Origin of the sequence: Streptomyces sp. NPDC015532, assembly GCF_043078065.1 — a bacterium.
Classification (GTDB): Bacteria; Actinomycetota; Actinomycetes; order Streptomycetales; family Streptomycetaceae; genus Streptomyces.
This window is the reverse complement of the sequence record NZ_JBIBSY010000019.1, coordinates 113,763-126,686: the sequence shown is the minus strand read 5'-3', so window position 1 is coordinate 126,686 and position 12,924 is coordinate 113,763. Positions and strand designations below refer to the sequence as shown.

Sequence of the window (12,924 nt, the reverse complement as noted above, 5' to 3'; positions counted from 1 at the left end):
CACTCCCCTGAGTTGCTTCTGCCGCCGTCCGGCCACTTACTTGCCGACCGGCAAGCTGACTACACTCAGGAAAATAGCTTCGCAACTAGCCGGGCGTCAAGTAAGTTGCACTAGTTTTGCCAGCCGGTCGACAGGTAAGTTTCAAGGGAGCGCTAGGAGTACGAGGATGGGCGGCACCATGGACGGCATCAAGCGGCAGCGCCGGGGCGACACCCGGCAGCGCATCCAGGACGTCGCTCTCGAACTGTTCTCCGAGCACGGCTACGAGAAGACCTCGCTGCGCGAGATCGCGGAGCACCTCGATGTCACCAAAGCGGCGCTCTACTACCACTTCAAGACCAAGGAAGAGATCCTGATCAGCCTCTTCCAGGATCTGACGCGGCCGCTCGACGAGCTGATCGAATGGGGCGGGCAGCAGCCCCACAGCCTGGAGACCAAGCAGGAGGTGCTGCGCCGCTACAGCGAGGCACTCGGCGGCGCGTCCCCGCTCTTCCGCTTCATGCAGGAGAACCAGGCGACGGTTCGCGAGCTGAGCATCGGCGAGACCTTCAAGGACCGCATGATCAGCATGCTGGAGATCATCAAGGAGCCCGAGGCACCGCTGACCGACCAGGTCCGCTGCATCAGCGCGCTCTTCACGATGCACGCCGGCATGTTCGTCCTCAAAGACGTCGAAGGCGACCCCGAGGACAAGCGCAAGGCCGTCCTGGAGGTCGCGATCGATCTGGTGACCCAGGCCCACGGAGAGGCCAACGGGGGCGGAGCCTCCTAGAGCCGGGCGGGGGCGGCGCCTCCCAGGGCCTGGCAGCCCTTCGCGTCGCCGCACCCCGCGCACAGAAGCGGGGGCCCCCCCCCCCCCCCCCCCCCCCGGGGCCCCGCGGGGGGGGCCCCGGCCCCCCCCCCGCCCCCCCCGCCCCCCCCCCCCCCCCCCCGCCGCCCCCCCCCCCCCCCCCCCCCGCCCGGGGGCCCCCGCTTCTGGTTCCGCCCTCCGGCGCTGCGCGCCGGGGCTCCGCGCCGGTCACCGGCGCGGGCGGGTCAGACCTTGACACCCATGTTGTGGAGGAACGTCACGGGGTTGACGGCCGAACCGTAGTTGGGGGTCGTACGGATCTCGAAGTGCAGGTGCGGGCCACTGGAGTTACCGGTGTTGCCGGACAGGGCTATGTGCTGACCGGTGGAGACGACCTGACCGATGTGCACGTCGATGCGCGACAGGTGGGCGTACTGCGAGTACGTACCGTTGGCGTGCTTGATGACGACGGCGTTGCCGTACGCCGGACCGTCACCGGCGCCGTTGCCGCCCGCCTTGACGACGGTGCCGCCGTGGGCGGCCATGACGTTGGTGCCCGTCGGCACGGCGAAGTCCTGGCCGGAGTGCTTGTGGGCCCACATGCCGCCGGCCTGGTTGAAGCTGGCGGACAGGGAGTACTTCGCGACCGGGTCGATCCAGGAGGCGGCCTTCTTCTTCGCCGCGGCCTTCTTGGCGACAGCCGCCTTGGTGGCGGCCGTCTTCTTCGCGACGGCGGCCTTGGCCTGAGCGGCGGCCTGGGTGTGGACGGCGTTGGCCGCGGTGACGGTGGCGCTGCTGCTGACGCCCGTTTCGGCGGCGGTCGCGACCCCTGCGCCCAGCACGACCGAGGCTCCCAGACCGACGGTCAGAACGGCCGCCCGAGTGCGGACCATGGACGTAAGGGACTTGCGGGACGTGACGCGCTTCGACATGAATACCTCGTGGAGACGGGGACAAGGGACTGAGCAACCACTCCGGCGAACTGCCTGCCGCCGTGTTGGCCATTCATTGGTAACCCGCGCCCCCAGCCGCACTCAAACCCCCCATCTACGGTGCGAAGTAGTACTTCACCCCGAAACTTCCCGAACCTTGACACCTCGGACATTTGGCGAAGGATCTTGTCCCTTTGGCCCGGAAAGCAGGGTTTAACCCCACTTCAGGCCTGCGCATCCCTTGCTAAACCCGCTCTCGGCCCGCTCGTCCGGACCACCTGCAGACAGCCCTCCCCACCCCGGGCCAAAGGTCCTTTTTGTCCGTTTTCGCATACCTACTACTCGCTCTAGTACCGGCCAAAACGCCTGTGCCGCATGTCACCGGGGGGCCCGGTCCGGGACCCCCCGAATGTGACGCGGGCTACGCCGCCGGCCCCTGTTCTCAAGGGTCTTGGGGGCGTTCGCGGACCCCTCGGGGGCACCCTCCGCGCCTCTGTGCCGATCGGCTGTCAGAACATACGGTTGTCCTTCTGGCTCAACGCTCTCCCGGGGGATCGTCATGGACCCAGTCACCGTCGGCACGCGCCTGGCCTCCAGCGTGGCCGCGCCGCTGGTCAGGAAGCTCTTCGTGGCCGAGGGCCCGGGAGCGGGCCTCGTGGACAGGCCCGTACGGATCTCGGCCCTCGTCTCCTTCAGGGGCGAGAAACGGGCCGTCGGAGAGAAGGAACTGGCCGGTCTAGCCGCCACCCTGGTCGGGCGGGCGCTGCGCGGCGGGGAGCGCCCCTTCCCCGCCGACGAGGAACAGGCCGTCGTGCACGCCCTCGGCGCCACACTGCACGCCCTGGGCGACCTCACCATGACGGACGTCCAGGCGGTCGAGCTCGGCCACCGGGCGCTCGCCCTGCGCCTGCGCGCGGCCGCCGGGAACCCCGACCGGGACCTGTCCCTCGACGCGACCGTCTTCTACGAGAGACTGCTCGACACCGCCTGCCTCCACATCCTGCACTTCTTCACCCAGCGCTCGGCGTTCGTCCCCCGCACCCTCGTGGAACAGAGCCGCAGACAGCGCGAACTCATCGCCAAGGTGGACGAGCTGATCGCCCGCACCCCCATGACGGGCGGCACGGACCAGGCCTTCGAGCAGCGCTATCTCGCCCATCTCGCCACCCGGCACAGCCACCTCACCATCTACGGCATCGACCTCGTCAACTCCCCGGAACGCTGGCCGCTGGACGCCGCCTACCTCAGCCTCCAGGCCTTACGCCCCGTGGAGGACGAGGAGACCGCCTCGCTGGACGGTGTGCGCATCGCCCCCGCGGCCGCTTCCCTGCCCGCCGAACAGGCCCTGTCGGAACAGGACCTCGTCCTGCTGCGCGGCGTGGCCGGTTCCGGCAAGACCACGCTGGTGCAGTGGCTTGCGGTGACCGCGGCGCGCGGCGAGCGGGGAGACCGCATCCCCTTCGTCCTCCCGCTGCGCACCCTCGCCCGCCGCCCCGACGGCCTTCCGGCCCCCGACGCCTTCCTGTCCGCCGTCCGGATCCCCTTCCACGCGACCCAGCCGGACGGCTGGAGCGACAGGGTGCTCCGCCACGGCCGCGGACTGCTGCTCGTCGACGGACTCGACGAGATCCCCGAACGGGACCGCGGACACACCCGCCGCTGGCTGCGCGAGCTCCTCGACGCCTACCCCGGCAATCAGTGGCTGGTCACGTCACGCCCCTCGGCCGTACGGGAGGACTGGCTCGCTCCCGACGGATTCACCGAACTCGTCCTCTCGGCGATGACCGGCGACGACGTGGCGGCCTTCATCCGCCGCTGGCACGCCGCGGCACGCCTCGACGCCTCCGGCAGGGACGGCCTCGACGGCTACGAGCGTTCCCTCCTCGACGCCGTCCGGACCAAGCCGGACCTCGGCCGCCTCGCCACCAACCCTCTGATGTGCGGCCTGATCTGCGCGCTGCACCGGGACAGGCGGGGCTATCTGCCGCACGGCAGGCAGGAGTTGTACGACGCCGCGCTCTCGATGCTGCTGTCGCGCCGCGACGAGGAACGCGACATGTTCGTCACCGGAAACGGTCACGACGGCGTCCATCTCACGGAACCGCCGCAGATCCAGCTCCTGCAACGGCTCGCCTACTGGCTCATCCGCAACAACCGGGCGGAGATGGACCGCGCCCGCGCCGAACGCATCGTCGCCGACGTCCTGCCCTCCCTCCCGGCCGCCGCCCGGCAGGGCGACGCCGCGCAGATCCTGCGCCACCTCATCGTCCGCAGCGGACTTCTCCGCGAACCCGTCCCGGGAACCGTCGAGTTCGTCCACCGCACCTTCCAGGACTACCTGGGCGCCAAAGCCGCCGTGGAGGACGGGGACTTCGGGCTGCTGGTGCGCAACGCCGGGGAGTCCCAGTGGGCGGATGTCATCCGCATGGCCGTTGCCCACGCCCGGCCACGCGAACGGGCCGAACTGCTCGGCTCCATGACCGGCGCCGCGGCCCGGCTCGACCAGGCGGCCGCGACCCGTGTACGGCTGCTCGCCCTCGCCTCGCTGGAACACGCCACCCAGCTCGCGCCCGAGGTACGGGCCGCCGTGGAGGGCGACGCGGCCGCGCTCATCCCGCCGAGAACGTCGGCGGAGGCCCGCGCCCTGGCCGAGGCGGGCCCCCTCGTCCTGGAGCTGCTGCCCGGACCGGAGGGGCTGACCGAGGACGAGGCCCACGGCGTCGTGGTCACCGCCTCCCTGATCGGCACCGACGCGGCCATCCCCGTACTGGCGCGCTTCCGCTCGCATCCGGCCCGGTCCGTACGAGCCCAACTCGCCTGGGGATGGCACAGGTTCGACACCGAGCGGTACGCGTCCGAGATCATCGCCCGGCTGGACCCGGCCGGCCTGTACTTCTCCGCGCACTCGACCGCCCAGCTCCACGTGCTGCGCGACCTGGGCGGCCGGCCCCAGGTGCAGATCGTGGGAGACATCGACCCGGCGGAGCTGCGCACCTGCCTGCTCCCGGACCAGGTGACCCGGCTGATGCTGCGGCACAACCACCGCCTCGGGGATCTGGGCTTCCTGACGGCACAGCGGCGACTGGAGCAGCTCAACCTCGACGGGTGCACGGGGATCGGTGATCTCGCGCCGCTCGCGGAGCTGCCGCTGCGGGGGCTTTACCTGATGTCCGACTCGGGACGGCCCCCGGTCCCCGACGGTCTGGCGCGGCTGACCTCGCTGCGGGAACTGAACGTCGGACACCGGCTCACGGGCCGGTCGCTGAGCGAGACCCTCCCCCTGGACGCGCCGCTGGAGGTCATCTGCTTCGGGCGGGACGTGCTCCGCGACACCGGGATGCGGGGGCTGCGCCACTGGCGGTCCCTGCACACCCTGTGGCTGAGCCGGGAGCCCGGCGAGCTCACCCCCGACGACTGGTCCGAGGTCGCCGCGCTGCCCGCGCTCAGGGAACTGCGGATCCACCGGGCCGCCCTCGGATCCCTCGCGTCGGCGCCGCCGCTGCCGTCCGTCGAACACCTGGAACTGAGAAAGCCCGCGGGGAACGAGGACCTTTCCGGACTCCGGGCCTTGCTGCCGAATCTGCGGACGGTCAATTTCGCCCTCACTTCGGACACCGGAACCGTGCCGGAACAACTCTCGGGTCAATTGCCGGGCGAACACACGACGACCACGACCCACAACGTTCTGTGACTCCCGCCCGGTCGAAAGGGCTGCTCCGGGACCGGGGAAAGGGACCGGCCCCGGAACCGGAAAAAAGGGGCTGCCCCGGGACCGAGGTCCCGGGGCAGCCCCTTTTCAGGCGGACCCTGAGGTCACGCCTCCTTGCTCAGGTTCGGACCGGCACCGCCGGCGGCCTGCTCGATCGGCGGGACGTCGGGAAGCGCCGACTTCTCCTCACCGCGGAAGGTGAAGGCCTTGGCCTCGCCCTCGCCCTCCGTGTCGACGACCACGATGTGGCCGGGACGGAGCTCGCCGAAGAGGATCTTCTCGGAGAGGACGTCCTCGATCTCGCGCTGGATGGTCCGGCGCAGCGGCCGGGCGCCCAGCACGGGGTCGTAGCCCTTCTTCGCGAGGAGCGACTTGGCACTGGGGCTGAGCTCGATGCCCATGTCCCGGTCCTTCAGACGCTCGTCCACCTTCGCGACCATGAGGTCGACGATCTGGATGATGTCTTCCTCGGTCAGCTGGTGGAAGACCACCGTGTCGTCGACACGGTTCAGGAACTCGGGGCGGAAGTGCTGCTTCAGCTCCTCGTTGACCTTGGCCTTCATCCGGTCGTAGTTGCTCTTGACGTCACCCACGGCCGCGAAGCCGAGGTTGAAGCCCTTGGAGATGTCCCGGGTGCCGAGGTTGGTCGTCATGATGATGACCGTGTTCTTGAAGTCCACGACCCGGCCCTGGGAGTCGGTCAGACGACCGTCCTCCAGGATCTGCAGCAGCGAGTTGAAGATGTCCGGGTGGGCCTTCTCGACCTCGTCGAAGAGGACGACGGAGAACGGCTTGCGACGGACCTTCTCGGTCAGCTGGCCGCCCTCTTCGTAGCCCACGTAACCGGGGGGCGAACCGAAGAGACGCGAGACCGTGTGCTTCTCGCTGAACTCCGACATGTCGAGGGAGATCAGCGCGTCCTCGTCACCGAAGAGGAACTCCGCGAGGGTCTTCGACAGCTCCGTCTTACCGACACCCGAGGGGCCGGCGAAGATGAAGGAACCACCGGGACGCTTCGGGTCCTTCAGACCCGCTCGCGTACGGCGGATCGCCTGCGAGAGCGCCTTGATGGCGTCCTTCTGGCCGATGACCCGCTTGTGGAGCTCGTCCTCCATGCGCAGCAGACGCGAGGACTCCTCCTCGGTCAGCTTGAAGACCGGGATGCCGGTGGCGGTGGCCAGGACCTCGGCGATCAGCTCGCCGTCGACCTCGGCCACGACGTCCATGTCGCCGGCCTTCCACTCCTTCTCGCGCTTGGCCTTCGCCGCCAGCAGCTGCTTCTCCTTGTCGCGGAGAGAGGCCGCCTTCTCGAAGTCCTGGGAGTCGATGGCCGACTCCTTGTCGCGGCGCACGCCCGCGATCTTCTCGTCGAACTCGCGGAGGTCCGGCGGCGCGGTCATCCGGCGGATGCGCATCCGGGAGCCGGCCTCGTCGATCAGGTCGATCGCCTTGTCGGGCAGGAAGCGGTCCGAGATGTACCGGTCGGCGAGCGTCGCCGCCTGCACCAGGGCCTCGTCCGTGATGGACACACGGTGGTGGGCCTCGTACCGGTCGCGCAGACCCTTGAGGATCTCGATCGTGTGGGGGAGGGAAGGCTCCGCCACCTGGATCGGCTGGAAGCGGCGCTCAAGGGCCGCGTCCTTCTCAAGGTGCTTGCGGTACTCGTCCAGCGTCGTCGCACCGATGGTCTGGAGCTCACCACGGGCCAGCATGGGCTTCAGGATCGAAGCGGCGTCGATGGCGCCCTCGGCGGCACCCGCACCGACCAGCGTGTGCAGCTCGTCGATGAACAGGATGATGTCGCCGCGGGTGCGGATCTCCTTGAGGACCTTCTTCAGGCGCTCCTCGAAGTCACCGCGGTAGCGGGAGCCGGCGACCAGCGCGCCGAGGTCCAGGGTGTAGAGGTGCTTGTCCTTGAGGGTCTCGGGCACCTCGCCCTTGACGATGGCCTGGGCGAGACCCTCGACGACGGCGGTCTTGCCGACGCCGGGCTCACCGATGAGCACCGGGTTGTTCTTCGTGCGGCGGGACAGCACCTGCATGACCCGCTCGATCTCCTTCTCGCGCCCGATGACCGGGTCGAGCTTGGACTCACGAGCGGCCTGGGTGAGGTTCCGGCCGAACTGGTCGAGGACCAGGGACGTGGAGGGGGTGCCCTCAGCAGGACCGCCACTGGCGCCGGCGGTCTCCTTGCCCTGGTAGCCGGAGAGCAGCTGGATGACCTGCTGCCGCACCCGGTTGAGGTCTGCGCCCAGCTTGACGAGGACCTGGGCGGCGACACCCTCGCCCTCGCGGATCAGGCCGAGCAGGATGTGCTCCGTGCCGATGTAGTTGTGGCCCAGCTGAAGGGCCTCGCGGAGCGACAGCTCCAGGACCTTCTTGGCACGGGGGGTGAAGGGGATGTGGCCTGACGGGGCCTGCTGGCCCTGGCCGATGATCTCCTCCACCTGCTGGCGGACCGCCTCGAGCGAAATCCCGAGGCTCTCCAGGGCCTTAGCGGCGACACCCTCACCCTCGTGGATCAGGCCCAGGAGGATGTGCTCGGTGCCGATGTAGTTGTGGTTGAGCATCCGGGCTTCTTCCTGAGCCAGGACGACAACCCGCCGCGCGCGGTCGGTGAACCTCTCGAACATCGTTAATCGCTCCTCAGAGCGGTCAGGCAGTAAGGGGACGCTCCCCTCCCTGTCCTTCCGCAGCTTAGTCCCGCAAGCGGGGACCGCTCATTCCAACTGCCGACACCGTCCTTGGCCTCCTGACCCCGAACGCCGACATCTGCTCCAACCTGATGGTGCGAGACGATGTTCCCGCAGGCCAGGCAGATACCCTCTCCCGCTGTACGCCGATGGCGAACGTGAGATGCCCGAGCCCTGCGTGTCGCCCCTCCCACTAGGCATGTCTTACCCGTGCGCACGGACAGTCCATGCCGCGCGCACCGGTTCCCTCCGCTACGGGCGAACATCCATGCCCGGCGGAACGCTCCCGCACGCCCCTTTTCTCGGCACTCTGCGCGTTCGCAGAAACACCCAGCGTAACTCCGGGGGCTTTTGACGGTTGCTCCTTGCATGGTTCCCACCGTCCCTGTGCCCCGCCGGCCGTCCGATCCGGGTGATCCGGTCGATCCGGTACGTCATTGGTACGAGAACGAACTGGGCTGGGCGACAGTGCCCGGGCCGCCGGTACGGCTGGTCACGGGGCTGTGCTTCGACGTCCTGGAGGTGCCGGCGGAGGCGGGACTGCCCGCCCTGCGGCATCTGGGCCGGCATCTGGGACCGGCTTCTCCGGTGGCCCTGTACGGGGAGCGGATGCGGCTGCTGGTGGCCGCGGGGAGCGCGGAGGAGCTGCCGGGACTGCTCGACTGGCTGGAGTGGGGAAGTCTCGCGCTGGATCTCACGGCGATCGGCGCGGGCGGAAGCGTCGAGGCTCCCCCGCCGCCGGATCCCGGGGGCGCGGTGACGCCGGATGCCGGGGCTCCGGCGTCGCCGGGTCCCCTCGCTCCGCCGCCGGCCGGGTTCGGGGCCCGGCCCGAGGGCCGGCCCGAAAACGGTCCGCGAGCCCGTACCGGCGACCGCCGGCCGGCCGGTCCGGAAACGCGGAGAGGCCCACGAGGGGCCGCCCGCTGGCTGCGGCCCCCGATGCCCGGCCGCTCGGTGGAGGCGGCACTGCCGACACTGTCGGCGCTGGGCGGCGGGGCCGTCGGCGGGGGCGTTGGGGGCGCCCCCGATCTCGTACGACTGGTGCAGACGATGGCGACGCAGTGCCACCGCGTCAGGCTGCGGCGAGCGGGTGCTCAGCCGTTGGCCTTCTCGTAGGCCTCGCGAATGGACGCGGGAACGCGGCCGCGGTCGTTGACCTCCAGGCCGTTCTCCTTCGCCCAGGCGCGGACCTGCGCGGTGTCCTGGCTGCCACCGGAAGCGACGCGGGCCTTTCCGCGTCCGCCCGAAGCGCGGCCTCCGGTACGACGGCCACCCTTCACGTACGCGTCGAGAAGGCCACGGAGCTTGTCCGCATTGGCGGTCGTGAGATCGATTTCGTACGTCTTGCCGTCGAGCGCGAACGTCACGGTCTCGTCCGCCTCGCCGCCGTCGAGGTCGTCGACAAGAAGGACCTGAACCTTCTGTGCCACCGGATTTCCTTTCATCGATAACTTCAGGGCAAGGAGGGCCCCGCGGCGTCCGCCGTTTCGCCGTCCCTTGTTATATGCAGTACTGCAGTACGTCGGAAAGCAAACCGCTTTTGCTGGAAAAACACAAACCCCTGGCAGAGACTCACTGGACTCCGCCCGTCCGGAAACGTGCGCGTTTCGGACATAGGGAACGTGGGCAGCGCACTCCGCCGGAATAGCCGGTCGCGATCACAGATGCAGAAGCATCCGGCTGTTGCCCAGGGTGTTCGGTTTCACTCGTTCGAGACCGAGGAACTCCGCGACGCCCTCGTCATAGGAACGCAGGAGCTCGGCGTACACATCGGTGTCGACGGGTGTCTCACCGATCTCCACGAAGCCGTGCTGCGCGAAGAAGCCGACTTCGAAGGTCAGACAGAAAACCCGTCGAACACCGAGCCAGCGGGCGGTCTGGAGCAACTTCTCCAGCAACTGATGACCGACACCCAGGCCCTTGACCGTGGGGTTCACCGCGAGAGTGCGGACTTCCGCGAGGTCTTCCCACATCACGTGCAGGGCACCGCAGCCGACCACCTCGGCGTTGTCGTCGCGTTCCGCGACCCAGAACTCCTGGATGTCCTCGTAAAGGGTGACCGTGGCTTTGTCGAGCAGGATACGGCGGCGCACGTTCGCGTCGAGGAGTCCTCGTACGGCCGCGACATCGCTGGTCCTGGCCCGCCGGACGGTGACGGCTTTTGCGGTGACTTCGGGATGCTCCGCCGGAAGCCCTGCCGGAACCTCCGCGGGATGCTCTGCTGACATGAGCGGACGCTATCGCCCGGAGGCGTCCCCGTCAGCGGCGGGGTTCTCGCCGGAGGGCCCGGGCGCCGGTGGCCTTTCGGCGGCTTCGGGGGCCTGTGGTTCCGGCCCTTGCACCATGCGTACGGCATCCCTGAGGGCGACCCGCTGTTCCTCGCTCATCATCCCGAAGAAGGCGACGAGGGCGGCCGCCGGGTTGTCGCTCTGCGACCAGGCGTCGTTCATCAGCGCAGCCGAGTAGGCGGCCCGTGTGGAGACCGCCTCATATCGATAGGCCCGGCCTTCCGCCTCGCGGCGGACCCAGCCCTTCTGATGGAGATTGTCCAAAACGGTCATCACCGTGGTGTAGGCGATGGACCGTTCCTGTTGAAGGTCTTCCAGGACTTCCCGAACGGTCACCGGGCGGTTCCACTTCCACACCCGCGTCATGACCGCGTCTTCGAGTTCTCCCAATGGGCGAGGCACAGTTCAGAACAATAGTGGGAGATGGCCAACAAAAAGGGCGTACGACTCGAAGGACGCAGGAAACGTCCGAGTCGTACGCCGATGACAGCGCGGCCGGGCGCGGGGCGGGCGGCCACCGACGGGGGCTCGCCCGGAGCCCCGCGGGGCCGCCCGGGGCTCAGGCCCCGGCGTCCTTGGGGGCCGAGGCCTGCTGGGCGGCCTCCACGCGGGCGAGGGCGGCGTCGACGACGCCGTCCTCCTTGGCCTTGTTGGCCCCGCCCTGGCTCTTCACGATCGTCACGATGAGCCCGATGAAGAACACGGCCATCACTACCGGGGGCACGAGCGCGGAGACATAGTCCATGCCCCCAGAGTAGCTAGCCCGCCGCGAGCTGCCGCGGCGGGTCCGCCGGGGGCGGGCCGGGCTTGCGCCGCGGTGGGAAGACCTCGCCCGGGGTGGGGATGGGCCGGTCCGGGCGGGGCGCCCCGGCGGGCGGCCGGGGCTGCGGTCCCGGCTCGGGCCTCCTGTCGGGCTCCTCGGCGGCGCGGCCGCCGGGCAGGGCCAGCAGACGGGTGCGGGACGGGGGGACCGAGGCGAGCGCGCGGCCGGAGAGCCGGGCCCGCACGTCCTGCTCGGCGATGACCCGGCAGCGCTCCAGAAGAGCCGCCGCGGCGGGGTTGCCGCGCAGCGCGCGGAGCGCGGCGAGGTCGTCGGGGTTCGGCCGGTACCCGGAGGCGAGGGCCTCCTCCAGGAGGGGGAGGTAGCCGGCGACGGTGCCCGGCAGGGCGGCCCGGTAGCGGGCGAGGTCGGCCAGCAGGAAGGCCCGGAGCCTGGCCCCCTCGTGGGCCGCCTCGTCGAGGGACTCGGCGAGGCGGAGGCAGTCCTGGACGTCCTCGGCCGAGACGGGGCTGGGGTGCAGGGCGAGGGCGAGGGCACGACGGAGCACACGCAGCTCCTCCGCGCCGAACGCCATGCCGCCGTGGGATCCGTAGGGCGTGGGCATGGGGCGACGATACGTGCTAATCAGACAAAATCCGCATAGCGGAAGAAATGTGGCGCGTCCTGTCTCCCCTGAGGGCGCGGGGGCGAGCGCGCCGCGCGACCGGGAGCGCCGTGAGAGAACCGCGTGCGGGAGAACCGCGTGCGGAGCCGCGGTGAAGGAGAGCACCGAGGCGGGGAACACCGGGCAAAGGGACCTCGGCGGGGAATTCCGTTCCGGATTCCGGAGGAGCGCCCGGCCGCCGCCCCGCCGAAAGGGAAGGAAAGCCGAAGGGGCCCCGCGTTCGCGGGGCCCCTTCGGTACCGGCTGCCCGCGTCACGCGGGCGCGGTTCACATGCGCGAGACGTTCCGCTCGTACACCAGACGCAGCCCGATCAGCGTGAGCCACGGCTCGTGCTCGTCGATCACCGAGGACTCGCCGAGGACCATCGGAGCCAGTCCGCCGGTGGCGATGACGGTGACGTCCTCGGGGTCGCCTGCGAGCTCGCGCGCCATCCGGTTCACGACGCCGTCGACCTGGCCGGCGAACCCGTAGATGATGCCGGACTGCATCGCCTCGACGGTGTTCTTGCCGATCACCGCGCGCGGCCGGGCCACCTCGATCTTCCGCAGCTGCGCGCCCTTGACGCCGAGCGCCTCGACGGAGATCTCGATGCCGGGAGCGATGACACCGCCGACGTACTCACCCCGCGCGCTGACCGCGTCGAAGGTGGTCGCGGTGCCGAAGTCGACGACGATCGCCGGTCCCCCGTACAGCTCGACGGCCGCCACGGCGTTGATGATCCGGTCGGCGCCGACCTCCTTGGGGTTGTCCGTGAGGATCGGCACGCCCGTCTTGACGCCGGGTTCGACGAGGACGGCGGGGACATCGCCGTAGTAGCGCCGCGTCACCTCGCGCAGCTCGTGCAGCACGGACGGCACGGTCGCGCAGATCGCGATGCCGTCGATGCCGTCGCCGAGCTCCTCGCCGAGCAGCGGGTGCATGCCCATGAGGCCCTGGAGCAGCACGGCGAGTTCGTCGGCCGTCCGGCGCGAGTCCGTGGAGATGCGCCAGTGCTCGACGATCTCCTCCCCGTCGAAGAGGCCGAGGACCGTGTGGGTGTTGCCCACGTCGATGGTCAGCAGCATGG

11 protein-coding genes are annotated in these 12,924 nt (G+C 69.8%); 3 read left to right on the top strand and 8 right to left on the bottom strand.

Annotated features, from left to right (window positions below; all coding sequences use genetic code 11):
* Positions 1-166: 166 nt before the first annotated feature.
* Positions 167-772 carry a TetR/AcrR family transcriptional regulator gene (locus ACF07B_RS37750; RefSeq protein WP_392182240.1) on the top strand — a complete coding sequence of 202 codons (606 nt, stop codon included), beginning with the start codon at positions 167-169 and terminating at the stop codon, positions 770-772.
* 263 nt (positions 773-1,035) lie between these two features.
* Here ACF07B_RS37750 and ACF07B_RS37745 read toward each other — a convergent pair whose 3' ends face one another.
* Positions 1,036-1,722: a M23 family metallopeptidase gene (locus ACF07B_RS37745; RefSeq protein WP_362395889.1), complete on the bottom strand. Its 687-nt coding sequence runs from the start codon at positions 1,720-1,722 to the stop codon at positions 1,036-1,038.
* A 559-nt stretch (positions 1,723-2,281) separates the two neighbouring features.
* Here ACF07B_RS37745 and ACF07B_RS37740 point away from each other — a divergent pair.
* The gene (locus ACF07B_RS37740; RefSeq protein ID WP_392182239.1) at positions 2,282-5,413 is read left to right on the top strand and encodes an NACHT domain-containing protein; all 3,132 of its coding nucleotides are present in this window, start codon (positions 2,282-2,284) and stop codon (positions 5,411-5,413) included.
* Positions 5,414-5,535: 122 nt separating this feature from the next.
* On the opposite strand, the gene ACF07B_RS37735 is transcribed toward ACF07B_RS37740, so the two are convergent.
* Positions 5,536-8,064 carry an ATP-dependent Clp protease ATP-binding subunit gene (locus tag ACF07B_RS37735; RefSeq protein WP_362395883.1) on the bottom strand — a complete coding sequence of 843 codons (2,529 nt, stop codon included), beginning with the start codon at positions 8,062-8,064 and terminating at the stop codon, positions 5,536-5,538.
* A 429-nt stretch (positions 8,065-8,493) separates the two neighbouring features.
* Between ACF07B_RS37735 and ACF07B_RS37730 the strand changes: the two genes are divergently transcribed.
* Positions 8,494-9,240 carry an SCO3374 family protein gene (locus tag ACF07B_RS37730; protein WP_392182238.1) on the top strand — a complete coding sequence of 249 codons (747 nt, stop codon included), beginning with the start codon at positions 8,494-8,496 and terminating at the stop codon, positions 9,238-9,240.
* Here ACF07B_RS37730 and ACF07B_RS37725 read toward each other — a convergent pair.
* From ACF07B_RS37725 to ACF07B_RS37700, 6 genes are all read right to left on the bottom strand, one after another.
* Positions 9,219-9,554: an Lsr2 family protein gene (locus tag ACF07B_RS37725; protein ID WP_326786311.1), complete on the bottom strand. Its 336-nt coding sequence runs from the start codon at positions 9,552-9,554 to the stop codon at positions 9,219-9,221. The two genes, ACF07B_RS37730 and ACF07B_RS37725, sit on opposite strands and share 22 nt — an antisense overlap.
* A gap of 228 nt (positions 9,555-9,782) precedes the next feature.
* Positions 9,783-10,352: an amino-acid N-acetyltransferase gene (locus tag ACF07B_RS37720; RefSeq protein ID WP_392182237.1), complete on the bottom strand. Its 570-nt coding sequence runs from the start codon at positions 10,350-10,352 to the stop codon at positions 9,783-9,785.
* Between the two features lie 9 nt (positions 10,353-10,361).
* Complete coding sequence (locus ACF07B_RS37715) at positions 10,362-10,814, bottom strand: BlaI/MecI/CopY family transcriptional regulator (protein ID WP_328449727.1); 453 nt, start codon at positions 10,812-10,814, stop codon at positions 10,362-10,364.
* Between the two features lie 157 nt (positions 10,815-10,971).
* Entirely contained in the window at positions 10,972-11,157 is a 186-nt protein-coding gene (locus tag ACF07B_RS37710) for a hypothetical protein (protein ID WP_328554209.1), read from the bottom strand.
* Between the two features lie 13 nt (positions 11,158-11,170).
* Complete coding sequence (locus tag ACF07B_RS37705; protein WP_384239372.1) at positions 11,171-11,767, bottom strand: hypothetical protein; 597 nt, start codon at positions 11,765-11,767, stop codon at positions 11,171-11,173.
* A gap of 357 nt (positions 11,768-12,124) precedes the next feature.
* Complete coding sequence (locus ACF07B_RS37700) at positions 12,125-12,922, bottom strand: type III pantothenate kinase (RefSeq protein ID WP_392182236.1); 798 nt, start codon at positions 12,920-12,922, stop codon at positions 12,125-12,127.
* Positions 12,923-12,924: the final 2 nt, after the last annotated feature.